Below are 23,066 nucleotides of genomic sequence, written 5' to 3' on the forward strand. Positions count from 1 at the left end.
ATGAAAACCATAAATCGCAGGTCTGCAATTGCTCTCGGTGTGACGGCCGCCGCGATTACGCCTCTGTTCACCCTGGCGGCTTCCGCGAAGGTCAAGAAATACGGCCCGAAGGAAGGCAAGGAGATTGCGCCCGGTGTAAGGGTGGTGGAGGTCGGCACCGGCGACTCCGACATCGCCGCTTACAAGAGCATCGCGATCGTCGATGTGGTGTTTCAGCCCGGCGCACACGCGCCTCAAATGATGATGGATAACGACATGGTATGCACCATCACATCAGGCGCGTTCACCATCAAGAAGGCAGACAAGGAATTCAAGCTCAAGACGGGTGACATGTACACCTGCTCCAAGGGCAAGACCGACGAGGCGACGAATACAAGCAAAGAGGTCGGCGTGCATCGTATCGCCGTCCTGATACCGGCGTAGCAGTTGGAGTTCCGGCCGGACAGGCGGCTTGCATGCTGTCCGGCCGTCGTTTGCGTATCGCCGGGTGCTAGCCTCGTCCGGCCAACGCCCTTCAGCAAGATCCGCAGGATCCCGCCGCTGGTGAACCGGATCGCAGTCGCATGCTCGCTTTCCGTTCAGGCACAGTGCGATACCGGAATTGGCCCTTGAAGGGTCAAGTCGGACACGCGTAACATCGCGCCATCTGAATTGAGTCTGCTTTATTGGTCCGGGCTAACCTCCGGATTGGTTTGGATATTTCCCTTGAACACGCAAGCAATCGGCGGCGCGCCGGAGCGCGGCAAATCGTTTGCCCATGTGGCGGAAGCCTCCTGGGGCAAGGGCCTCAGCACCTTGCTCCGCATCATGCGCATGACGCTGCGCCATCCCTGGCAGGTCGCCATCACCATCGTCTCGACCTTCATCGCTGCGACGCTGCAGCTTTTCATCCCACGCCTGCTGGGACGCGCCATCGACCAGGCGCAGGGCGTCATGGCGGCCGGGGCCGGTACTGCTGCGGAACAGGCGCTGTGGAATACTGCGCTGACGCTGCTCGCCGTCTCGATCCTGCGCGGCCTCTTCACCATGGCGCAGAACTACTATGGCGAGGCCGTCGGCCACCGCACCGGCTATGAACTGCGCCTGGCCTTCTATGAGAAGATCCAGCGGCTGAGCTTCGCCTATCACGACAGGGTCCACACTGGCGATCTCATCACGCTCGGCCTGCTCGATCTCGACGGCGTGCGCATGTTCTTTTCCACCGGCATTTTGCGCGTCGTGCTGCTCGGCGTGCTGATCGGCGTCGGCGCCTATCTCCTGATCAGCACCGATCCCGTGCTCGGGTTGCTCAGTCTGAGCTTCGTGCCGTTCGTCGCCTGGCGGTCCTCGGTCACCCAGCTCAAACTGCGCAGCACCTGGCTGACGTTGCAGGAGCGCCTCTCGGTGCTGAGCCGGGTGATGGATGAGAACCTCGGCGGTATCCGTGTCGTGCGCGCTTTCGCAGCGCAGCGGCATGAGCTGGAAAAATTCGATCGCGCTAAGCGCGATGCACTGGACCTCGCCAATGAGCGCGTCGACATCCGCGTCGCCAACACCAGCGCCATGAACTTCTCGTTCCTGGCCGCCATGGGGCTGGTCCTGTGGTTCGGCGGCCAGAAGGTGATCGCAGGCCAGATCAGCGTCGGCACGCTGGCCCAGTTCCTCACCTTCATGACCATCCTGCAGATGCCGGTGCGCCAGCTCGGCCTGATGGTCAACTCGTTCGCGCGCGCCTCGACCTGCGGCACGCGGCTGTTCGAACTGCTCGACGCCGAACTCCACATCGAGGATGCGCCCAGCGCCAGGGATCTCGTCATCATGGGCGGTGTGCTGCGCTTCGACAATGTCGGCTTCCGTTATGAGGGCGCGGGCGACCGGCCGACGCTGTCGGGCATCTCCTTCGAGGCCAGGTCCGGCGAGACCATCGGCATTGTCGGCCCACCGGGCAGCGGCAAGTCGACCATCGCGCATCTGATCCCGCGCTTCTACGACGTCACGTCAGGTGCGATCACCATCGACGGCCAGGACATCCGCGAGGTGACGCTGCAATCGCTGCGCAAGGCCGTCGGCGTCGTGCAGCAGGACGCGTTCCTGTTCACCACCTCGATCGAGAACAACATCGCCTACGGCAATCCCTGGGCGCGCGAGACCCGGATCGGGCAGGCAGCCGAGTACGCCCAGTTGCACAACTACATCATCGGGCTCCCGGCCGGCTACACCACGGTCGTCGGCGAACGCGGTGCGTCGCTTTCCGGCGGCCAGCGGCAGCGCCTGACCATCGCCCGCAGCCTGATGCTGCGGCCATCGGTGCTGGTCTTCGACGATTCGACCGCGGCAATAGACGCCGGCACCGAGCAGCGCATCCGGGCGGCCATGAAGCGCTTCGCCAGGGACCGCGTGACGCTGATCATCTCGCACCGGCTAAGCTCGCTGATGCATGCCGACCAAGTCCTGTTCGTCGAGGGCGGCCGGATCGTCGAGCGCGGCACGCACGAGGAATTGCTGGCCCTCGGTGGCCGCTACCGCGCGCTGTACGATTTGCAGCTGCGGCCGGACGATGACCGGCCTGTCGTGGCGGGAGCCGCGTGATGTCGACACAGAGCGACGACGACAAGGAAGACACCAGCGGCCGGCCGACGAAGGCGGTCGTCGGCTCGCACCGCGACGACGAAGAGGTTTTCGGCAAGGCCTACGACCCGCGCATCGTCAGGCGCATCTGGAGCTTCGTGAAACCGTATCGGAGCCGGATCTTCATCTCGGTCGCCGCCGTACTGGTGTTCACATTGACGCAATTGGCGATCCCGCTGGTCATCCGCTACGCCATCGATCACGGCATGACGGCGGGCAAGCTCGACCAGTCGGTGATGATCGCTGCGATCTGCGCTTTCTCAGCGATCATCCTCATCAACTATGCCGCCTCCTATGTGCAGGAAAGCGTTGTCGGCAAGGTGGCCGAGAAGGTGCTCTCCGACCTGCGCCGCGCCATGTTCAGCCATCTGCAGCGGGTCTCGCTGAGCTTCATGGACAAGACCGAGGTCGGGCGGCTGATGTCGCGTCTGCAGGGCGACGTCAATTCGATGCAGGAGTTCCTCGAAACATCAGTGATGTCGGTAGGCGACATCGTGCTGCTGTTCGGCATCGTCAGCGTGCTTTTGTGGCTGGATTTCCGGCTCGGCCTGCTGACGCTGTCGACCATGCCGGTGCTGTTCATCGTGCGCCTGTTCTGGCTGCCGCGCGCCAAAGTCGCCTTCATGGCCGCGCACGAAACCAATTCCATCGCCAACGGTGCGCTGGCGGAAGGCATCCACGGCGTACGCACGGTGCAGAGCCTGGAGCGCCAGCACGTCAATTTCGACCTCTACGACGAGAAGGTGCTGGCCAATCTCAATGCCCATCTGACCTCGGCGAAGTACGCGCAGGTGATGGTGCCCATCGTCGACACGCTGACCGGCATCGCCATGGCGACCGTCATCGTCGTCGGCGGTTCGATGGTGCTGTCGCACAGCCTCGATATCGGCGTCATGGTGGCATTCCTGTTCTACATCCAGCGCTTCTTCGACCCGATCCGCTCGCTGACCATGCAATACAGCGTCATGCAGCGCGCCATGGCTTCGGGCCAGCGCATCTCCGAAGTGCTCGACGTGCCGGTCGACGTCAGCGACAGGCACGGTGCCGTGGCGCTGTCGCGCGACATGGACGGTTCGGTCGAGTTCAGGAACGTCACCTTCGGCTATCGGCCGAACCAGCCGGTGCTGAAGAACATCTCCTTTCGCGTCAATCCGGGCGAGACCGTGGCCCTTGTCGGCCCTACCGGATCGGGCAAGTCCAGCTCTATGGCGCTGGTGCACCGCTTCTATGATGTCTGGTCGGGCGAGGTTCTGGTCGGCGGCCATGATGTGCGTGACCTGACCCAGGATTCGCTCGGCGATCAGGTGGCGATGGTGCTGCAGGAGCCGTTCCTGTTCTCCGGCTCGGTGCTGGAAAACATCCGCTACCACAAGACATCAGCCAGCCGTGAGGAGGTTGTTCGCGCCGCGCAGGCCGTCGGTGCGCACGATTTCATCGAGAACCTGCCAGATGGCTACGATGCTGAACTTGAGCAGCGCGGCGGCAATCTCTCGCTCGGCCAGCGCCAGCTGATCAGTTTTGCGCGCGCATTGGTGGCCGACGCCAAGATCCTGGTGCTCGACGAAGCCACGGCCAGCATCGATTCCTACACCGAAATGCTGATCCAGAAGGCGCTGATCACGCTGCTGGAAGGCCGCACCGGGCTGGTCATCGCACACCGGCTGGCGACCATCCGCGGCGCCGACCGCATCATCGTGTTGCAGAACGGCGAGATCGTCGAAAGCGGCAACCACGAGCAGCTGATGGCAAGAAAAGGCCTCTACGCCCGCCTCTACAACATGAACTATGCCTCTTTCGACGACATTTCGGAGGGCGAGTTGGAACTGGAAGCAGCGGTCGGCAAGGCGACGTGAATGGTGCCCCGGGAGCCGGCACGTGAGCGCGGGCGCCTACGCCATTTCGGGGCGTTTTGAACCCTCGCGGATGGCCTTGTGCACGCCGCGTTGCAGATCCATGAATGCAGGGCTTTCCATCACCTCTTCGCGGCGCGGGCGCTCGATATCGACGTTGAAAGTCTGCGTGATGCGTCCCGGGCCGATCCCCATGACGACGATCCGGTCCGACAGATAGACGGCCTCCTCCACGTCATGGGTGACAAACAGGACGGTCAACCTGTGTTCCTCCCAGATCTGGGTGAGCAGTTCCTGCATCTGGTGCCGGGTCAAGGCATCGAGCGCGCCGAAGGGCTCGTCCATCAACAGCATCTTGGGCCGGTAGGAAAGCGCGCGCGCAATGGCGACGCGCTGCTTCATGCCGCCCGAGAGTTCGGCCGGATAGCGGTCGGCGCTGTCGGACAGCTTGACGAGTTCGAGATGCTCCAGCGCGATCCTGCGGCAGGTCGGGCGATCGTGACCGGCGGCCTTGAGGGCAAATTCGATGTTCTGCCGCGCCGTCAGCCAGGGAAGCAGCGTGTAGGACTGGAAGACGACACCGCGGTCAAGACCAGGCTGCAGGATCGGCGCGCCATCGATGCTGAGATCGCCCGCGTCGAAATCCTGCAGTCCGGCCACGATCGACAGCAGCGTGCTCTTGCCGCAGCCCGACGTGCCGACCAGGGAGACAAACTCGTTGTCGGCAAGATCGAGGTTGATATCGCGCAGCACTTCCGTGCGCCGTTCGCCCGTGCCGAAGCTCTTGTGGAGGCCGGCGATCCGCAATTTGGGGGGGCTCATCGGCTGGACCTCATTGCGAGCGGCCCTCTTGCTTGAACAGCACCTTTTCCAGCGCCTTCATCACCTGGTCGGTGATGAGGCCGAGCAGGCCGAGCAGCAGGATATAACCGATGATCGTGTTGGTCTGGAAATAGCGCTGCGACACGGTGATGCGATAGCCGAGCCCCGATGTCGCCGCGACGAGTTCGGCCAGCACCAGCCAGGTCCATGCCCAGCCCAGGCTGATGCGCAGCGTATCCCAGATACCCGGCAAGGCGCTGGGGACGACGATGCGCGTCAGGATCTTGCGATCCGGCAGGCCGAGTGTGCGCCCAAGGCCGATGAAATCGGTGGGAACCCGTTTGACGTTGTCCATGATCATAAGGACCTGCTGGAAGAAGGTGCCGATGAAGATGATCAGGAACTTCTGCGAATCTCCGGTGCCGGCCCAAAGAATGGAGAGCGGCACGAAAGCGACGACCGGCATGTAGCGGATGAAATCAACCAGCGGCTCGATGGCCGCTTCCCAGGAACGGAAACTGCCGATCAGCACGCCGATCGGTATCGACAGTGCCGAGGCGATGAGGAAGCCGATGGAGATGCGGTACATCGAGGCTTTGAGGTCCAGCCACAACGTGCCGTCGGCCGCGAGCTTGGCGATCTGCGTAGCGACGCTGCCCGGCGAAGGCAGGAAGATCGGCTTTACCAACCCCAGTCCGGTCGCCGCCCACCAGGCAAGGCCGAGCCCGACGAACACGGCCACCGCGATGATCAGAAAGCGCGACTTGGCGATGGGCACGCCGATCCCGGAGGATCGGCGGCGCCTCGCCTGTTTCGCGATTGGTCCTGGCGCCGGTCGCTCCCCGGGCATCTGTGTCACCACCGCGATCCGGCCTTGATCATTCGGCCGCCTTGACGAAGGACGGGTCGATCATCTGCTCCGGCGTCACGTCGGCCTGCAGCAGCTTGGCGTTCTTGGCGGCGGCCTCGACATCGGCAAAGGTCTTGGTGGTGAAGTCGCCTGTCAGCGCCGTCTTGTTTTCGGCGAGTGAGTAGTAGCGCACGCCGTCAAAGGCGGTGTTGAGGTCCTTGACGTCCGAACCGACAGCCTTGGCGATGATGGCGCGCCCACCGGGCGTATCAGCATTGTAGTCCTTGAGCGCTGCGTCCCAGCTCTTGATCATGGCCAGCACCTGGCCGGGCCGCGACTTGATCACCTCGTCACGCACCACCAGCACGTCGCTGATCAGGCCGGGATCCTCGCCGGCGGTGAACAGCAGCTTGAGGTCCTTGTTCTGCGCCATGGCGACGGTGAGATACGGTTCATAAGTCACCGCGACCGGCACCTGGCCGGCGATCAAGGCGCTGCCGGCGTCGGACGCTGGCATCGGAACCGGCTTCACATCGTCGATCGACATGCCGTTCCTGGCGAGCGCGTATTTGAGCAGGATGTCGCTCGTCGTGCCTTCCTCGAAGGCCACCTGCTTGCCCTTGAGATCCGCGATGGAGGTGACGTCCTTGCCGGCGATGATGGCGTCGGCGGTCATGGAGACGTCGAGCAGCAGCACGATCTTCACCGGAAGGCCGGCCGCGACCATGCCCATCGCCGTGTGGGTGGCGATGTTGGCGGCGTCGAGCTGGCCGCTTGCAAGTGCTGCATTGATGTCCTTGTCCTCGGCGAAGTTGACGATCTGGACGTCGCTCAGCCCGTTTGTCTTGAACAGGCCCTTGGCCTCGGCGACATGCCACTGGCCATAGCCGAGCCAGGGCTCGATGCCGATCTTGAACGCTCCTGCCTCGGGCGTGGTGGGAATGGCCGCATCGGCCGCGTAGGCTGCCGGGGCGGCGGCGAGCCCGATGGCGGCGGCCATCACAAGCGCGCGAAATTGTCCTGTTAGGTTACGCATCATCTTTGTTCCCCTTGATGATCAGACCGCTTTTTCTAGCTGAGGTAGCCGGTCTGGTGAGACTGCGGGTTTCTGCTCTTGCGGCACTGTGCCTCGGCGTCTTACCTGCCACTTCATGGTGAAGTGCGAGGATATTTCAGCGTCAGCGGGAGCGGATGTCAAGGCTAAAATACATACATGCATATACAAGTTGGAAAGACTCAATTTTCCACCTTGGCCGGATCGATCCGGTCGAGGAAACCTGTCACCCGATCGGCTCCGGCAACGGGTTCGCTGCCGACCATGACCGCGACTGAAAAGGCAATGAGCGAGGAGACCGGCATGTGGCTGCGCGCACCGGCGCGCAGGTTCATGACCAGCGTCGGTGACAGGAAAAGACCGGCCCGCAGAACCGCCCGCCAATCGACCGGCAGCATGCCGCGCCGTTTGAGCTCCAGCAGCAATGGCCGCCACAGCGCTGTCGCTTTGACCTCCAGCAGGTCGCGGCGGACGAGGCTCAGGTCCCAGTCCGTGTCGACATGGAGCAGATTTCCGTCCAGCCGCGCCTGGGCGCGAAAAGCCTCTGTCGCGGTCGCCGGATCATAGAGCCAGAACGGGTGGGCGAAGATGTTGTGGAACGTCGCCTTCACCTCGGCCAGCAGCGTCGGGATGTGCGAGCCGGCAAAGGCGGGATCGAAGAAGGACAGCTCCGCCCTCCCCGCCTTCGCCGTATACCAGACATTGGCGTTGTGGGCGTCGCCATGCGCGACCACGCCGCCGGCATCGGCAAGGCGGTCGGGCCGTAAGCGCACAGCCGCGGCATCGAAAAGCTCACCGATGCTGTCGGTGTACTGCTGGTCGTTGATGACGAATTTCAGCCGGGAAAACCGATCCCAATCCAGCTCGGCACCGGGAAAGACGAACGGCTTGCCGACATAGAAATCGGCCAGCCTTCCGCCTGGTGACAAGCGTGTCTCGGCATCGATCAGCCGCTCATGAAACAGCCTGTGGATCGGCTCCGCCGCCACGTCCTCGACAGTGACGGGATGCAGCGTCTCGAGATAGACCTTGAGCAGCCTGGCCGACAGGTCGCGCTCGGCAAGAACGGCTTCTTGCCGCTTGCAGGCATCGTCCTGCCCATCCAGCGCGAACAGCACATCCGAAAATCTTGGATCCGTGCGGCGGCGATAGACAAGGATCTGCTCGCCTGGTTGGGCAGACATATGCACGGGTTGGTCGACCGGCAGGCCTGCGCGCGACAGAATCTCGGCGCGGTAATACTCGCCCGTCATCGCCTCTTCCCGCTCCTCCTGATGGAACTTGAAGAAGTAGGCCTTGCCATCGTCCTCGAAGAAGCCGTTCAACGAATTGAGGCTGTACTTGTCGAAGTTGATGCGCACATTGCGGGGGGTCATCGCGAACAGGTCGCCCAGCAATGCCGCCAGCGCGCTTTGTGCTTCGGCAACATCATGCTGCGCGAGTGCCCGGATCCGCGCCGTGCGACTCTGTGTCTGCGTCATCTGTTGTCCTTCTTGGCCCGTTCATTCGAGAGCGAAAGCGTTCTCGTCAGCACATGTATATACATTGACAACGAAACCGCTCCCGACTTGCATTCATCCTGCTTCCGTTAGCTGCTTTTTGAAGGGGAATAGCGGCTGCCGAGCGAGTAGCGGCTGCCGGCATAAGTCAGCTTGCTGATCGTGGCCACCACCGCGCCTGTCCATGTCCGGCGGTGCAGGAAGAGGCAGCAGGCGCCGACATCGATGCCCAGATGCCGCGCCGTCTCGCCATCGGCCGGGATGGCGGAAATGATATGCTCGACCTCGGTCACCGGGGTTTTCTGCATGAGGTAGTCATAGGTCGCCGTCTTCGAAAAATCCTGCTTGTCATAGTCGGGGATGAGGCTCGGATTGACGAAGCGCTCTTCGAGTTGCACCGGCAAATCATTCTCGAAATTGACGACGACAGAATGATAGATCGGGACGCGCTTTGCGAACTCGAACGACAGCGCCAGCTCCTTTGTCGGCATGATGGTTTCGAGGACGAGGACTTCGGATCGATGCCTGTTGCCGCGCTCGACGATCTCGGCTGCGATGTTGTTGATCTCGATCAGCGTCGATTGCGGCCGCGGTGGCGCGATGAAAGTTCCCACACCTTGCAGACGGATCAGGAACCCGGCCGAGGTCAACTCTCTGAGCGCCCGGTGAACCGTCATCCGCGACACGCCGAGTGAAGCCACCAACTCATTCTCGGACGGCAGCTTGCGATCCTTGCCCCACCGGCCCGTTCCGATGTTGGCCAGGATGTAGTCCTTCACCTTCTCGTAGAGAGGGCTGGCCGTGTCGGGCAAAGTGATCATTTCAAAAGTCCCTTCCGGCGATTCATCGGAAATCACGACTGCTCGACAGGTTGCCGCATGCGGATGATTGTTTTCAAGCCGTCGCTGTGTCCCGCCAACAGCCGCTCATAGGCAGCCGGAATGTCATCCAGGCCGATCTCCTGGTCGATCAGCGCCAACAGCGGTTCGCTGAGTTCACCTAGCATCCGCACGGCCTCGGGCAGCTCATCGGCAAAGGCGTGGCATCCCAGCAACCCGATTTCGCGTTCGACCAGCGTATTGGGATCAATGTCGAGGCGGCCGTGAAAGATGCCCACCATGGCGATCGTGCCGCCGGGATCGAGAACGCCGAGCAACTGATTGAGCGCCGCAATGCTGCCGGTCGCCTCAATGGCCGCGAGCAGCGGCGCATTGGCAGTCGCAGCGGCAACGGCATCCCGGTTCAGATCGACGATCGTGGCACCCGCCACCCGCGCCACCCGGGCGCAGCGGCTCTGGTTGCGGTCGGCGACGAGCACGGTGCCGGCGAAGGTCCGCGACAGCAGCAGCGCGGCAAGACCACCGATCGGCCCGCAGCCGACCACCAGCACCGCGCCTGCCGTTTTCGGCAGCCGCCGCACCGCATGCAGCGCCACCGCCAGCGGTTCGGCCATCGCCGCAACCCGCTCGTCGAGCGCGGCATCGATGATATGCAAAAGCCGTGCGGGCAGCACCGCCTGTTCGGCAAATCCGCCGTCGCAGATTTCTCCCACGAGCCCAGCGACGCGCAGAGATGCCGCCTGCCGGCATGACATTGCGCGCAGTCTCCGCACCAGAACCGGGAATCGGCAACCACCCTGTCACCGACGGCGACGCTATCAACGCCTGCGCCGATGGCGGTCACCGTGCCGGTGAGTTCATGGCCGGCCGTCGAAGGCGACCGGCTTATCCACTGGCCCGTGCGGAAATTGTGCAGGTCCGAACCGCAAATGCCGGCGGCGTCGACCCTGAGCTTCACCCAGCCCGCATCCGGCACGCCCGGCGCGGCGACATCCTCGACGCGCAGATCGCCGGGTCCATAGAGTCGAGCAGCCTTCATCGCGATCGTTTCCGCTCAACCGGCGAGATAGCGGTCGCGGATTTCCGAGACCGCGTTCTCATGCGAGCTGAAGCCCTCGTAGCGGGCGAGCCTGCGGGCGTGCAGGGCAAGTTCCGGATAGGCAGTCGAGGTGACATAGCCGACCGACGAGCGCTTGACGAAATCCGTCACCGAAAGCGGGCCGTAGGTCCGCGCCCAGCGGCTGGTCGGCAGCACTGCATTGGGTCCAAGGACGAAGTTGGCAAGGGTCACCGGCGTGTGCGTTCCCATGAGGATTTCGGCCGCCTCGGTGATGCGTCCGAGATGGGCGAACGGCTCCGTCGATAGGATCTCGAGATGCTCGGGCGCATAGTCGTTGATGAAGCGGTAGCTGTCTTCCAGCGATGCGGTCAGCACGATGCCGCCGCGCTTGCCGGTCAGCACCGCGCGCGAAAACTCGACACGCTGCTCGGTCATCCGCGACCAATGCTCGGGAAGTGCGGCGAGCGCTGCTTCTGCGATCTTGCGGCTGTGCGTCACCAGATAGGCCGAGGAATCTGGCCCGTGCTCGGCTTCGATCAACAGGTCGAGCGCGGCAAGCCCGCCGTCGACGCTGTCATCGGCAAAGATAATCGCTTCCGACGGGCCCGCCGGAAGGCCTGTGTTGATGACCGATGACAGCACGCTCTTGGCCGCCACCACCCACGGGCTGCCGGGACCGACGATCTTGAGTGCGGGCTTCACCGTCTCGGTGCCGTAAGCGACGGCGGCAACTGCCTGGGCGCCGCCGCATTTGTAGACCGTGCCCACGCCGGCGAGACGCGCGGCGACGAGCGTTGCCGCGTCCACCGAACCATCCGATGTCGGCGGCGTCACGATGGCAATCTGCGGCACGCCGGCAATCACCGCCGGCACCGACGTCATCATCGTCACCGACGGGAAAGCGCCCTTGCCGCGCGGCACGTAGAGCGCAACGGATGCGATGGGCGTGTACCTGTCCCCGGCATAGGCGCCCGGCCGGACTTCCTTGAGCCACATCGTCTCCGGCTTCTGCTCCTCATGGAAGCGCCTGATGTTGTCGATGCCGAACTGGATGCTCTCGACGACGTCCCTTTCCACCTTGTCGAACGCCGCATCGAACTCGGCTTCCGACACCTGCAGTTCGCCCTCGGCGACATTGGCCTTGTCGAGTTCCCTGGCGAAGCGGATCAAGGCGGCGTCGCCTTCGTCCTTGACGGCCTGGATGATCGGCCGGACCTTCTCAACGAAGACCGTCAGATCGGCCTCGGCGCGCTTCAGCAGACTGGCGCGCTGGTCCGCATCGATGGATGACAGATCGTGGAAGCTGATGTCGGACATGATTGCTCGTCTCCTGGAACTCTTGGAACGCAATGACGGTTGGCCCGTGGATGGCCATAGTTCTGCGGGTCGACAAGCCGACCGGGGCAAGGATCAAAGCCGTCGAGAGGCTTCACTCAGGCAAAAGTATATACATGTATGTATGATGGTCGCCAGCAATTTTTCCATCATCCTTCCCGTCGAAACTGCGGAGGCAAACCTGCCTCATCAGATCGAGGCGAGAAAGCCGCCATCGACCGGAATGGACTGGCCGGTTATGTAGGCAGCCGCATCCGAAGCGAGGAACACGGCGATGCCGTGCAAGTCGTGGAGATCACCGAAACGCCGCTGCGGGATCTTGGCCAGCATGGAGTGCTGCCATGCCTCGTCGCTGTAAAAAACGTCGGTCATCGCCGTCCTGAAATAGCCCGGCGCGATGGCGTTGACCCTTATGCCAAGCTCCGCCCACTCCGCCGCAAGGGCGCGGGTCATGCCGAGCAGGCCCGACTTCGACGAGCCATACGGCACCGCGGTGGGGGTTCCGACTTCGGATGTCAGCGAGCACAGATTGATGATGGCACCAGGGCGTCCGGCGTCGCGCATCTGCCGCGCGGCGGCCTGGGCGCAGAAGAACGCTCCCTTGAGATTCGTGTCGACGATCCTGTCCCACAGCGCCTCGTCGACATCGAGCGAGGGCCGCACCTCCTCCACGCCGGCATTGTTGACGAGAATGTCGAGACCGCCAAGCAGGCTGGCAGCCTCTGCGGTTGCTGCCCGGCAGCGGCCGACATCGGTGACGTCGAGAGCGATGGCGTGCGCCACTCCGCCGGCGGCGCGGATGGCTGCCGTGGTGGCCTCCAGCGAGGCCAGGCTGCGCGCCGTGACCGCGACGTCTGCGCCGGCAGCACTCAGCGCCTCGGCGATGCTGCGCCCGATGCCCCGGCTTGCACCGGTGACAAGCGCCTTCCTGCCGGAGAGATCGAAGAGAGAAGCGTTGCGCATGTGATCCTCCTGATCGGTGTCGGTTTCCGCTTCAGCGTCGAGACTATCAGATCAAGTTGCATATACAAGCATATACAAACTGTTTGGGCTACGGTACGGATGACGAAATCCACCGCAGAGGAGCCCGCCCTTGTCGAAAGCCTCGGATATGGTCCGTACCGAAGTCAACCGCCTGTCGCCCTACAATTCCGGGCTGACAATTGACGAGGTCATGGAGCGATACGCACCGGCCAGAATCGCCAAACTGTGCTCGAACGAAAACCCGCTCGGGCCCAGCCCGACCCTCGCCACGACGATGCATGCCGGCTCCGAGATGTTCCGCCTCTATCCGGACCCTGCCGGGCGCAAGCTGCGCCAGGCGATCGGCGACAAATATGCCGTCACCGAGGACCAGATTATCCTCGGCAACGGTTCCGAAGACCTTCTCTCCGTCATCAGCCGTGCCGTGTTGCGGCCGGGCGACGCGGTCGTCACGCTCTATCCGTCGTTTCCGCTGCATGAGGACTACGCGACGTTGATGGGCGCTACCGTCAAGCGCGTTGTCGTCAACGACGATCTGACCATTAATGTCGATGCGCTGGTCGAGGCGGCGCGCGAGCGGCCGCGCATGCTGCTGTTCTCGAACCCGATGAACCCGGTCGGCAGCTGGCTCTCCGGCGGCGATCTGTCGAGGGTTCTGGATGCGACGAGCGACGAGACGCTGATCGTCATCGACGAAGCCTATGCCGAATATGCCGAGGGCGACGACTATGCGTCGTCCCTGCCCTATCTCGAAAAGCTGGACCGGCCCTGGATCGTGCTGCGGACCTTTTCCAAGGCGTTCGGTCTGGCCGGATTGCGGATCGGCTTCGGCATCGTCGGTGACCCGGAGCTGCGCGCGCTACTCGACCGCGTCCGCACGCCTTTCAACGCCAACGGCATGGCCCAAGCCGCCGCACTCGCGGCGCTAGCCGACGACGAACACCTCGCCAGGGTCGTCGCGCTGGCCAGGGCGGAGAGAAAACGCGTCGAGACTTTTCTGGCGAGCAAGGGCCTCGACGTCGCCGCCTCCAGGGGCAACTTCCTGTTCTTCAACTGCCGGCGAGATGCTTCCGTGTTCGTCGAAAGCCTGTTGCGGCAAGGCGTCATCGTCAAGCCGTGGAAGCAGCAGGGTTTTGACACCTATGTGCGCGTCAGCATCGGCTCGGCTGCGGAGAACGACCACTTCATGGCCGTTCTGTCGGAGCTGTTGTGAATACACGCTTTGATCGGGATTCGGAACGGACCAGCCAAATTGACCTGCTCCTTGCGGCAGCGAGGTACCAGTTCGGGCACGATGTCACGCTGCGGCGCAATTCGTCGAATGAGGCAGCAGATTTTTTTGAGCTTCAGGCCGACAGCAGGCCTTAACTTTCGCGGCGTGGGTTTTTACATCTCTGGGGTCTGCAAACGATCGACGCTTGAGGAGGCTCCCTTGCAGCAACCAGATGACATCGCCGCCCGCCGATTGGGCATTCTCATCGAGCAATATGTGGAAGCGCGCAAAAAACGATACGGCTATGTGTCGACCGAGCAGGCCTATCGGGCCATCCGGCAGGTCCTCAAACCCGTCATTCCCGACCGCGAACTCGACGACATGGTCGCCTCGCTTGCCGTGAAGAACGGTCTGGCGGTCGTTTTCGACCGCCAAACCAAAGCGTCCGCCGATGACGTAGCTCCGAGGCCAAGCCCCTAGATCGACGCACATCTGCCGGCGCAGGGCGCCATATCAATACGGGGCCAAACGCATCGTTCGGCCCCGCATCGATGTGCATCGCCCGAGGAACCTGCGATACACCTGCGCCGTGGGCCTGTGTGCCGCAAGCCGACGGGCGTGGCGGCTTCAAGCGGCGGTGCTGACCTGGCCCGGCTCGAGGATCGACTTGACCTTGCCGGCCACCGCGCGTCCCAGATCGGCGTTGTTTGCGGCGGTGAAATGAATTCCGTCGACACCGTCCGTGGTGAGGTAATCGCCGGCATTGAGGAAGTCGATCTTCATGAAATCCGCCATCGCCTTGTACTGCCTGGCCAGATCCCTGGATTTTTCGTGCCCGCCGCCGAACATGCCCTCGAACCACGGATCGGGCATCGGGGTCAGCGGCGGCGGCGCAATGACCAGCGCCTTCGGCGCCGGATAAGGCGTGCCGATGCCGCCGGCACTGGTCAGGATCTGCCCGACCAGTTTCGCCATTCCATTGGCGATCTCATAAGGCGTCCGGCGGAAATAAGACTTGGTGTCGTTGGTGCCGAGCATGACAATGACCAGGTCCAGCGGCAGATGGCTGGCGATGGCCGAGGGCAGATAATTGGCCCCGTTCAGGCGCGGATCGTTGGGGTCGTCGAGACAGGTGGTGCGCGCGCTCAGGCCTTCTTCGATGATATGGTAGCCCGCCCCCAGCGCCGCCGACATCACACCGGTCCAGCGCTGGTCATAGGGGTAGCGGTAGGTCGGCGACCCCTCCTTGACCGGAACCCAGCCCCAGGTCAGCGAGTCGCCGTAGCACATGATGTTTTTTGGCGGTGACATCCATGTTTCTCCATCTGTTTGCAATTGTCTGAACGCCGGCGCACTTGCTTTTCGCCGTCTTAAGTCAGGGATTTCGCACGCGCACTCCGTAGAAGATCGCCGCGCCGAGGATGATGACGCCCTGCGCGATGAGCTTGCCGGGCTCGTCGATGCCGAGCACCGTCATCACCACGAACAGCAGCGCAAAGCACAGCGCCCCGAAGAAGGGCCCCCAGACGCCGCCGTCGCCACGACCGAAGACGACGCCGCCGAGGATCGTTGCCGCGACCGCCAGGATCGGCAGGTCGAGGCCGACACGGACGCTGCCGACGGCGATCGAACCGGTCTGCACCAGGGCCGCGATCGCCGCGATCAGGCCGGCGAGCGTATGCGCCAGGATGACCGTGCGCTGGACCGGCACGCCGGAAAAATGCGCGGCTTCGGCATTCTCCCCGACCGAGGCGACGTAGCGGCCAAAGACGGTCCGCGACAGAAGCAGCCACACCGAAGCGGTCAGCAGGACCCAGAACAGCACCGGCGTCGGAACCGACAGGAATTTCGTGTTGTAGAGGTCGTTGAACAGCTTCGGCACATCGCCGGGCGGATTGCCGCTCGACAGGAACTGCACCAGCCCTACCAGGATGATGCTGACCGCCAGCGTGACGATGACAGCCGACACCCGCCGGCTCCCTATCATGAAGCCGTTGAACAGGCCGATGACGAGGCCGGTGGCGAGCGCCAGCACGACGAAGAAAGGCATCGACGCGCCGGGGAAAGTGCCCGACGAGATGAAATAGTTGATGAGCAGGATGATGCCGCCGCCGGAGAGGTCGATCGACTTCACCCGCATGACGACGAGCTGCCCCAGCACGAGGATGCCGAGCGGCACGATCTGCCTGATGAAGATGCCCATGATATTGAGGTTGAGCATGTTCGGCCGCGCGATCCACAGCGTCGCCAGCAGCACGAGAAAGACAAAATAGGACGGCGGTATGCGCAGCAGGCGCCGGGCGATCGGATTTGCGAGAACGGCGGCCATTGCTCAGAGCCCCATTTTCTTGCGGGATTGCAGCCCGACCACCGCCAGCAGGATGCCGCCCTTGATCGCGGTCTGGACAAAGGGCGAGACGTTGGCGAGGTTCATGCCATTGGCCAGCAGCGCCATGACCAGCGCGCCGATCACAGTGCCGTGCAGGCTGCCGATGCCGCCGGAAAGTTGGGTGCCTCCAAGGGCGACGGCGGTGACGGTGTCGAGTTCGAAAAGCAGCCCGACATTCGGATCGCCCGACACGATGCGCCCGGCCAGGAAGACACCGGCAACGGCCGCGAAACAGGAACAGACCACATAGGCGAGGATGATGTTGCGACGGTCGGAGACGCCGAAATTGCGGGCAGCACTTTCAGCGCCCGAAGCAATGCCGCCGCCAATCGCAAACAGATGCAGCCCGTATCGCGATCCGTAGAGCAGTTTCCACGCTGCCAGGATCACGACGATGCCCCAGAAAACCGGATAGGGAACGCCGAGGAAACTGCCTGAGACGGCATCGATGACGATCTCCGGCACCGTACCGCCGGACACAGGACGCAGGATGCGCGCGATGCCGAGCACGATGTACTGCGTCGACAGCGTCGCGATGATCGGATGGACGTTGAAACGGGTGATCGCCAGGCCGTTGATCAGCCCGATGAGTGCCGCCAGCACGAAGACCGCCGGGATCAGCACGACAGCCGGCTGATCGAGCGCCAGCACCGCCGTGGTGAAGCTGATGACGGAGCCGACCGACAGATCGAGCCCGCCGATGAGCACGACCACCAACTGTCCGATGGCCGCGATGATCAGCGGCATTGCCTGGGCCACCAGGTTGAAGAGGTTTTCGGCCGTGGCAAATTGTGTCGTCTCGACGGTCAGCCACAGCGAAATGAACAAGGCGACCAGCAGTGGCAGGCCCCACAGGCCTTGCCGCGTGTTCCGGCCACTCAGGATGTTGAACAGCGAGCGAACCATGGCAGCCCCCTAGTGCTGGCGCGCGGAGCCGCCCGTCAGGGCCGCGTCGAGGATCTTGTGTTCCGTCGCCTGCGCCGCCGGCATTTCGGCAACGATGGTGTCGTCGTGGACGACGTAGATGCGATCGCAGAGCCCGATCAACTCGATCGTCTCGCGCGACAGCACCAGCACGGCGCCGCCCTTGGCGGTAAAGTCGCGCAGCAGGTGGTAGATCTCGGACTTGGCGCCGATGTCGACGCCGCGGGTCGGCTCCTCGACCAGCAGAAGATCGAGATCGGCGGCCAGGTAGCGGCCGAGGAGAACCTTTTGCTGGTTGCCGCCCGACAGGGAGCCGACCGGCGCGGACGGCCCTGCCGCCTTTATGTTCATGACCTCCATCATGCGGGCGATGACGTTTCGATACGGCCGCGCCGGCGCGAGTTCGAATCGCCTCGAATGCAATCCGATGGCGATGTTGTGGGCGATCGGCAAAGCGAGGAAGAGCCCCTCCTCCTTGCGGTCCTCGGGAACGAAGCCGACCCTCAGCTGCTGCAAATGGCGAACGCCTGATGATGCCGGGAGCGGCATTTTCAGCGCTTTGCCGTTGACGGAAATCGTCCCGGCGGAGGGATGATAGCGGCCGATCAGCGATCTCACGAAGCGCTGCTGGCCCTGCCCCTCCAGTCCGGCCAGGGCTACGATCTCACCCTTGTGCAAAGACAGCGACAGCGGCCGCGATGTGTCGGTGATTCTGAGGTTCTCGACTCGCAGGATCTCATCACCCTTATCGCCCGTGCGATCGGGAAAAAGGTCCTGGAGTTCGCGTCCGACCATCATGGCGATGAGGTCGTCGGTGGTGATCTCGGACACCATCCTGGTGCCGACCAGTGCGCCGTCCTTCAGCACCGTCACCGTGTCGCACAGCTCGAAGATCTCCTCCATGCGATGCGAGATGTAGACGATGGCTTTTCCCTTATCGCGCAGCCGGCGGATGTTGCGGTTGAGCACATCGACATCGGCCGCGTTGAGAGCAGCCGTCGGCTCGTCGAGGATAAGCACGCTGGCGTCCGCCTGGATGCAATGCGCGATCTCGACGAATTGCCGCTCGGCTATGGTCAGGTTGGAAACGAGTTGCGACGGGTCGAGCGTGAGGCCGAGTTCGCCAAGCGCCTTGGCGGTCTGGCTTTTCATCGCCCGATAATCGATCGAGCCGAACCGGGTCGTCGGCTCCCGGCCCAGAAACATGTTTTCGGCGATCGACAGATTGGGCAGCAGCGAATGCTCCTGGAAAACGGTCGAAATGCCGGCATCGAGTGCGGCGCGCGGCGATTTCAGATCGAGCTTCTCCCCGTTCATGAAGATCTCGCCGGAATCGGGCTGATGCACGCCCGCCAGGATCTTCATCAACGTCGATTTGCCGGCGCCGTTCTCGCCCATCAGGGCGTGGACGCTGCCCGCCTTGAGATCGAGGGAAACGGAATGGAGCGCCTTGCTCCCTCCGAATGCCTTCGAAATGTGGGACATCTCGGTAAGATTGGTCACGAAACCCTCGAACGAACCAAATTCAACACATGGAACGGCCTGCGGGGAATGCTTGTCCACTCCCCGCCAGCCACGGCGCCGTCACTTCTTGCCGTAATATTCCTTGAGCTTGTCCTCGGGCAGTTCGCTCGGCCACCAGACATTGGCGGTCAGGTCGTCGCGATAGTATTTTTTGGCCTTGTCCTGGTCCCATCCGTCGGGATTATAGACATAGCGTTTGTAGAGCTGCTTGCCTTCCAGAAGGGCAACAGCGGCGCGCACGCCGGCCGCACCTTGGGCGGGGCTGTATTCCGGCGAGATCGACTTGAACCCGTCCGTGATCCACTGGCCGAAATAGCCATTGTTGCCCTCGCCCGAAATCGGCGGAACGGGCGTGCCGAACTGCTTGAAGACATCGACGCAGGCGCGCGTCATGTCAGCGCCGGACGACCAGATGCCGTCAACCTGTGGGTTGTTCAGATAAAGCGTCTCGCACAGCTTCTTGGCCTTGTCGTACTGCCAGTCACCATGCTCCTCGGCGATGATCTGCACATGCGTGCCCTTGAGCGACTCCAGGAGTCCGTTGTAGCGGTTGGTGTCTTCCGGATGTCCGGCCAGGCCACGCAGGACCCAGATCTTGCCGTTGTCGCCGACGGTCTTGACCAGCCAGTCGCCCATCACCTTGCCGAAATGCTCGGCGCCGCCCTGGATTTCGGTGGTGTAGGCGTCGGAATCGATGCGACCGGTGTGGAGAATGACGGGAATGCCGGCGGCGACCGCCTTGGCGATGCTGGCATTCGCCGATGTGCTGGTCACCGGCTGCACGATGATCGCGTCGACATGCTGCGCAATCAGGTCCTCGATATCAGCCACCTGCTTCTTCTGGTCGAAGCCGGCATCGAGCAGGATGAATTTCGAGATGCGCTTGTCCTTGGCCGCGGCATTCTCCGCCTCATGCGCCACCTGTACCGTCCACGTGTTTGCGTTGACGCCGAAGTCGCTCATTCCGATGACCCAGGGCGGGTCCTTCTTGAACGCACCGGCCGCGGTCATGCGCGTGTCGTCGGGGCGCGGCGCGACGCCGTCCATCAGCTTGATGTCTTCCGCATGCGCCAGGGACGTCACGGCAAGCGTGGACGCAACTAGCATCCCCAGGCCGACGGTTTTCAGCAATCCTAACATTCAACTCTCCTCCTTGTGGTTGTCCCGGCCTACGAATTCGTATGGCCGGCCGTACGAATGTGTACTGCCGCGAGACGCTCTCCCGATGCATGCTCGTCGTCGCAAACCGACCGATGCACGCAATTCTCCCGTCCCCGAACACATGCGTGTCGAGGCCCAACCCGGGCTGGACGATGGTGACGGTTGAGAACTCCTCCGGCACTTTAGAAGCACAGCGGATTCGCCCTGTCAATAGTTAGTCATGTTGAATGACTATTCCCTTGCTTGCCTTTCACCGCTCCGCTATCCATCATGAATGGCGCTCGCCGGCTTCGGCGCGCTGTCAGTCCCGGCGGGAAAAACATGCGATCAGTCTTGTGCTACGGCGACTCCAACACGCACGGCCAGATCCCCGGCAGGGGGCCGCTCGAGCGCTATGGGCCGGGTGAACGCTGGCCGGGAATATTGCGTTCTCACCTAGGCCCCGACTGGTATGTCATCGAGGAAGGATTGAGCGGCCGCACCACCGTCCACGACGACCCGATCGAGGGCGCCCACAAAAACGGCAGAACCTATCTTCGCCCCTGCCTGCAGAGCCATGCGACGCTCGACCTCGTCATCATCATGCTCGGCACCAACGACCTGAAGATCCGCTTCAACAAGCCGCCGTCGGAAGTGGCGATGGGGATCGGCTGCCTCGTCTATGACATCAAGGAGCTGGCGCCTGGGCCAGGCGGCTCGACGCCCGAGATCATGATCGTGGCGCCGCCGCCGATGCAGGACGACGTCAAGGAATGGAAGTCCATCTTCGCCGGTGCGCCGGAGAAATCGCGCCTGCTCGCGCTTGAGTTCGAGGTTCTGGCGGACTCGCTCGAACTCCACTTTTTCGATGCCGGCTCGGTGGTGTCGTGCAGCGAAGCGGACGGCTTTCACATCGATGCCGAGGCGCACAGATTGCTGGGCACCGCACTTGCCCGCGCGGTCGATGCCATCGGCTGGAGCCGCTCGACATGAGCAACACTAAAGCCACCGGGCAACGAGCTCCAACCGACGGGGCGACCCTTGCCTGACATGAGGTTCGCACCACCCAATCCATTGCGCATCGCCGATCGCGCGAGCGGGCTGAATGCGTTGAGCGTCCGCAGCTACAATGAGCGGCTGGTGCTGTCGCTGCTGCTTCAGAACGAAGGCATTTCGCGGATGGAAATCGGCGAAAAAACCGGCCTCTCGGCGCAGACGGCATCGGTTATCGTCCGCTCGCTCGAGCAGGAAGGCCTGGTCTCGCAAGGCGAGGCGCAGCGCGGCCGCGTCGGGCCGCCCACCATCCCGCTTTCGCTCAACCCGGAGGGCGCCTATGCGGTTGGCGTCGGCTTCAGCCGACGCCGGATCGACATCGCACTCATCGATTTCATCGGCACCGTGCGCTTCCACACGCAATTGCCGGCGGATGAAGCCAATCCCTTTCCGCAAAGCGGCGATCTGTTCGGCGCGATCAGGCAAGCCATGACCAGCCTGCCGGTCGAGGCGCGCAGCCGGGTTGCCGGCATCGGCCTGGCCGTTCCCGACGATGTCGACACGATGGCTGCAACCCGCAACGGATCGAGCACCTCGCTGAAAGCCTTGCAGGGGGAGATCGAGGAACAGATCAAGCTGCCGGTTTTCGTGCAGAACGACATCACCGCGGCAGCCGGCGGCGAGAGCATGTTCGGCGTCGCAAAGCCGCTCAACGACTATCTGTTCTTCTATCTGGGAGCACGGCTGCAGAGCAGGCTCATCCTCAACCACCAGATCTACAAGGGAAACTCCAGCGCCAGCTTCGATCATGGCCTGATGCGCCTGGAGAGCGAACTGGCCATGCGCGGGCGCCCGTCCGAAATCATCTGGAGCAGCAGCCCTGAGTGGCCTGACCTGGGCGAGGCCTACAGCGCATGGCTGGGCGAGTGTTCCGACCGCCTGAAAGCGTCGATCTCCGCGCTGACCCAGTTTGTCGAGTTCAGTTCGGTCGTCCTGTCCAGCTATGCGCCGCAAAAGATCGCCGAGGCCTTGTGCGACGACATCGGCCGGGAATTCCCCGGCATCGAAGCGCTGCCCGCGCGGGTCAGCATCAGCCCGAAGGCCGTCGGCGCGGCAAGCCTGCCGTTCAGTTCGCGCTTCATGATCCAGTGATCGAGCCGAACCGGCGTTGCCGGTCCGCCGATCATGCACCCTCTGCAGGTCCATCGATGATTTTCAGGTGACCAAGCGAATCTACTTGCCAGGACGCCTCACTTAATAGCATGTTAAGTGAACCCTGAGATCGCCATGAAAATCGCTGCGGATCACGCACTCAATGACAATGCCGCAACCAGCGCCGAAGCGCGCCGCTCGACGGTATTGGGCGATCGCATCAAGGCCTATCGCACCACGCGGCGCCTGACGCTGCGCCAGCTCGGCGGCATGATCGGCACCACCGCCAGCTTCCTGAGCCAGCTCGAGCGCGGCCTTTCCGGCGCCAACACCAGCACATTGATGCTGATCGCCAATGCGCTCGGCATCAGCCTCGCCGATCTTTTCGACGACTGCGAAGTGTCGCCGCACGCGGTGCTGACACGCGCCGAGCGGCCGGCGCTGCCGACCAGCGAAGGCTACCGCAAGACGCTGCTGTCGCGCCGGCCGATCCGCGAGATGGAAGTCTATTGCGGCGAGTTCGCCGTCGGCGGCTCCACCGGCGACGTGCCCTATACGCATGGCAACGCGAGCGAGATGTTCCTCGTGCTGCGCGGACGCGTGCAACTGACGCTCGGCGACGAGAGCTTCACCCTCGAAGAGGGCGACAGCATCGAATATTCGACCTCGACGCCGCACCGGACGATCAATGTCGGCGATGCGGTGGCCGAGGTGCTGTGGATCATCGCGCCGCCGACAAGCGGCGCTGTCGACCTCGATCAATATGTAGCCCGGAAAACGCTCGCGCCCGGCCTGCCAAAATCAAACAGCGAGCCATCGGAGGGTTAGAAA

The 23,066-nt window shown here is 63.1% G+C and carries 20 protein-coding genes and 1 pseudogene; 8 read left to right on the forward strand and 13 right to left on the reverse strand.

The features are described 5' to 3' along the window. The 3 genes from NKJ04_RS11930 to NKJ04_RS11940 all read left to right on the forward strand — a co-directional run bounded on the left by NKJ04_RS11930 (position 1) and on the right by NKJ04_RS11940 (position 4,460). Positions 1-423 carry a hypothetical protein gene (locus NKJ04_RS11930; RefSeq protein ID WP_352675070.1) on the forward strand — a complete coding sequence of 141 codons (423 nt, stop codon included), beginning with the start codon at positions 1-3 and terminating at the stop codon, positions 421-423. A gap of 384 nt (positions 424-807) precedes the next feature. After that, positions 808-2,568 carry an ABC transporter ATP-binding protein gene (locus NKJ04_RS11935; protein ID WP_502897909.1) on the forward strand — a complete coding sequence of 587 codons (1,761 nt, stop codon included), beginning with the start codon at positions 808-810 and terminating at the stop codon, positions 2,566-2,568. After that, entirely contained in the window at positions 2,568-4,460 is a 1,893-nt protein-coding gene (locus tag NKJ04_RS11940) for an ABC transporter ATP-binding protein (protein WP_352675076.1), read from the forward strand. The genes NKJ04_RS11935 and NKJ04_RS11940 overlap by 1 nt, the downstream gene beginning before the upstream one ends. 36 nt (positions 4,461-4,496) lie before the next feature. On the opposite strand, the gene NKJ04_RS11945 is transcribed toward NKJ04_RS11940, so the two are convergent. From NKJ04_RS11945 to NKJ04_RS11980, 8 genes and pseudogenes are all read right to left on the reverse strand, one after another. After that, positions 4,497-5,279 (reverse strand): ABC transporter ATP-binding protein, encoded by a 783-nt coding sequence (locus NKJ04_RS11945; RefSeq protein WP_352675079.1) that lies wholly within the window; start codon positions 5,277-5,279, stop codon positions 4,497-4,499. A gap of 10 nt (positions 5,280-5,289) precedes the next feature. Continuing rightward, positions 5,290-6,057: an ABC transporter permease gene (locus tag NKJ04_RS11950; protein WP_352675082.1), complete on the reverse strand. Its 768-nt coding sequence runs from the start codon at positions 6,055-6,057 to the stop codon at positions 5,290-5,292. 100 nt (positions 6,058-6,157) lie between these two features. Continuing rightward, complete coding sequence (locus tag NKJ04_RS11955; RefSeq protein WP_031212560.1) at positions 6,158-7,165, reverse strand: ABC transporter substrate-binding protein; 1,008 nt, start codon at positions 7,163-7,165, stop codon at positions 6,158-6,160. 200 nt (positions 7,166-7,365) lie between these two features. Then, the gene (locus NKJ04_RS11960; protein ID WP_352675085.1) at positions 7,366-8,664 is read right to left on the reverse strand and encodes a hypothetical protein; all 1,299 of its coding nucleotides are present in this window, start codon (positions 8,662-8,664) and stop codon (positions 7,366-7,368) included. A gap of 107 nt (positions 8,665-8,771) precedes the next feature. Next, a complete protein-coding gene (gene hutC, locus NKJ04_RS11965; protein ID WP_352610854.1) occupies positions 8,772-9,503 on the reverse strand; it encodes a histidine utilization transcriptional repressor HutC in 732 nt (243 codons plus the stop codon). Positions 9,504-9,535: 32 nt separating this feature from the next. Next, positions 9,536-10,560: pseudogene (locus NKJ04_RS11970) on the reverse strand (zinc-dependent alcohol dehydrogenase). Between the two features lie 15 nt (positions 10,561-10,575). Continuing rightward, a complete protein-coding gene (hisD, locus tag NKJ04_RS11975) occupies positions 10,576-11,898 on the reverse strand; it encodes a histidinol dehydrogenase (protein ID WP_352610856.1) in 1,323 nt (440 codons plus the stop codon). Between the two features lie 207 nt (positions 11,899-12,105). Continuing rightward, positions 12,106-12,879, reverse strand: a complete 774-nt coding sequence (locus tag NKJ04_RS11980; protein ID WP_352675089.1) for an SDR family NAD(P)-dependent oxidoreductase — start codon at positions 12,877-12,879, stop codon at positions 12,106-12,108. Between the two features lie 130 nt (positions 12,880-13,009). On the opposite strand from NKJ04_RS11980, the gene NKJ04_RS11985 reads away from it, so the two are divergent. Next, positions 13,010-14,113 (forward strand): histidinol-phosphate transaminase, encoded by a 1,104-nt coding sequence (locus NKJ04_RS11985; protein WP_023809397.1) that lies wholly within the window; start codon positions 13,010-13,012, stop codon positions 14,111-14,113. Between the two features lie 108 nt (positions 14,114-14,221). Beyond that, entirely contained in the window at positions 14,222-14,593 is a 372-nt protein-coding gene (locus NKJ04_RS11990; protein WP_245273087.1) for a hypothetical protein, read from the forward strand. Between the two features lie 147 nt (positions 14,594-14,740). On the opposite strand, the gene NKJ04_RS11995 is transcribed toward NKJ04_RS11990, so the two are convergent. The 5 genes from NKJ04_RS11995 to NKJ04_RS12015 all read right to left on the reverse strand — a co-directional run bounded on the left by NKJ04_RS11995 (position 14,741) and on the right by NKJ04_RS12015 (position 20,090). Continuing rightward, complete coding sequence (locus NKJ04_RS11995) at positions 14,741-15,424, reverse strand: SGNH/GDSL hydrolase family protein (RefSeq protein ID WP_023809399.1); 684 nt, start codon at positions 15,422-15,424, stop codon at positions 14,741-14,743. A gap of 64 nt (positions 15,425-15,488) precedes the next feature. Then, positions 15,489-16,442: an ABC transporter permease gene (locus tag NKJ04_RS12000; protein WP_352675092.1), complete on the reverse strand. Its 954-nt coding sequence runs from the start codon at positions 16,440-16,442 to the stop codon at positions 15,489-15,491. Between the two features lie 3 nt (positions 16,443-16,445). Beyond that, a complete protein-coding gene (locus tag NKJ04_RS12005; RefSeq protein WP_352675095.1) occupies positions 16,446-17,408 on the reverse strand; it encodes an ABC transporter permease in 963 nt (320 codons plus the stop codon). A 9-nt stretch (positions 17,409-17,417) separates the two neighbouring features. Beyond that, positions 17,418-18,929 carry a sugar ABC transporter ATP-binding protein gene (locus tag NKJ04_RS12010; RefSeq protein WP_352675097.1) on the reverse strand — a complete coding sequence of 504 codons (1,512 nt, stop codon included), beginning with the start codon at positions 18,927-18,929 and terminating at the stop codon, positions 17,418-17,420. An 81-nt stretch (positions 18,930-19,010) separates the two neighbouring features. Beyond that, a complete protein-coding gene (locus tag NKJ04_RS12015; protein WP_023809403.1) occupies positions 19,011-20,090 on the reverse strand; it encodes a substrate-binding domain-containing protein in 1,080 nt (359 codons plus the stop codon). 342 nt (positions 20,091-20,432) lie between these two features. Here NKJ04_RS12015 and NKJ04_RS12020 point away from each other — a divergent pair, with 342 nt between their 5' ends. From NKJ04_RS12020 to NKJ04_RS12030, 3 genes are all read left to right on the forward strand, one after another. Further along, positions 20,433-21,083, forward strand: coding sequence for an SGNH/GDSL hydrolase family protein (locus NKJ04_RS12020; RefSeq protein WP_352675100.1), 651 nt, complete (start codon positions 20,433-20,435; stop codon positions 21,081-21,083). A gap of 57 nt (positions 21,084-21,140) precedes the next feature. Beyond that, positions 21,141-22,235, forward strand: coding sequence for an ROK family transcriptional regulator (locus NKJ04_RS12025; protein WP_023809405.1), 1,095 nt, complete (start codon positions 21,141-21,143; stop codon positions 22,233-22,235). Between the two features lie 135 nt (positions 22,236-22,370). Beyond that, positions 22,371-23,063, forward strand: a complete 693-nt coding sequence (locus NKJ04_RS12030) for a helix-turn-helix domain-containing protein (RefSeq protein ID WP_023809406.1) — start codon at positions 22,371-22,373, stop codon at positions 23,061-23,063. Positions 23,064-23,066 lie beyond the last annotated feature (3 nt).

Origin of the sequence: Mesorhizobium sp. M0618 (assembly GCF_040320765.1) — a bacterium.
Taxonomy (GTDB): Bacteria; Pseudomonadota; Alphaproteobacteria; order Rhizobiales; family Rhizobiaceae; genus Mesorhizobium.

What these genes read in the sequence shown, in the direction of transcription:
- NKJ04_RS11995 (WP_023809399.1), bottom strand. Translation starts at nt 15,424, where the DNA reads ATGTCACCGCCAAAAAACATCATGTGCTACGGCGACTCGCTGACCTGG.
- NKJ04_RS11960 (WP_352675085.1), bottom strand. Translation starts at nt 8,664, where the DNA reads ATGACGCAGACACAGAGTCGCACGGCGCGGATCCGGGCACTCGCGCAG.
- NKJ04_RS11955 (WP_031212560.1), bottom strand. Translation starts at nt 7,165, where the DNA reads ATGCGTAACCTAACAGGACAATTTCGCGCGCTTGTGATGGCCGCCGCC.
- NKJ04_RS11990 (WP_245273087.1), top strand. Translation starts at nt 14,222, where the DNA reads ATGAGGCAGCAGATTTTTTTGAGCTTCAGGCCGACAGCAGGCCTTAAC.
- NKJ04_RS11930 (WP_352675070.1), top strand. Translation starts at nt 1, where the DNA reads ATGAAAACCATAAATCGCAGGTCTGCAATTGCTCTCGGTGTGACGGCC.
- NKJ04_RS11940 (WP_352675076.1), top strand. Translation starts at nt 2,568, where the DNA reads ATGTCGACACAGAGCGACGACGACAAGGAAGACACCAGCGGCCGGCCG.
- NKJ04_RS12025 (WP_023809405.1), top strand. Translation starts at nt 21,141, where the DNA reads ATGAGGTTCGCACCACCCAATCCATTGCGCATCGCCGATCGCGCGAGC.
- NKJ04_RS12020 (WP_352675100.1), top strand. Translation starts at nt 20,433, where the DNA reads ATGCGATCAGTCTTGTGCTACGGCGACTCCAACACGCACGGCCAGATC.
- hutC (WP_352610854.1), bottom strand. Translation starts at nt 9,503, where the DNA reads ATGATCACTTTGCCCGACACGGCCAGCCCTCTCTACGAGAAGGTGAAG.
- hisD (WP_352610856.1), bottom strand. Translation starts at nt 11,898, where the DNA reads ATGTCCGACATCAGCTTCCACGATCTGTCATCCATCGATGCGGACCAG.
- NKJ04_RS11935 (WP_502897909.1), top strand. Translation starts at nt 808, where the DNA reads ATGCGCATGACGCTGCGCCATCCCTGGCAGGTCGCCATCACCATCGTC.
- NKJ04_RS12005 (WP_352675095.1), bottom strand. Translation starts at nt 17,408, where the DNA reads ATGGTTCGCTCGCTGTTCAACATCCTGAGTGGCCGGAACACGCGGCAA.
- NKJ04_RS11980 (WP_352675089.1), bottom strand. Translation starts at nt 12,879, where the DNA reads ATGCGCAACGCTTCTCTCTTCGATCTCTCCGGCAGGAAGGCGCTTGTC.
- NKJ04_RS12030 (WP_023809406.1), top strand. Translation starts at nt 22,371, where the DNA reads ATGAAAATCGCTGCGGATCACGCACTCAATGACAATGCCGCAACCAGC.
- NKJ04_RS12015 (WP_023809403.1), bottom strand. Translation starts at nt 20,090, where the DNA reads ATGTTAGGATTGCTGAAAACCGTCGGCCTGGGGATGCTAGTTGCGTCC.
- NKJ04_RS12000 (WP_352675092.1), bottom strand. Translation starts at nt 16,442, where the DNA reads ATGGCCGCCGTTCTCGCAAATCCGATCGCCCGGCGCCTGCTGCGCATA.
- NKJ04_RS11945 (WP_352675079.1), bottom strand. Translation starts at nt 5,279, where the DNA reads ATGAGCCCCCCCAAATTGCGGATCGCCGGCCTCCACAAGAGCTTCGGC.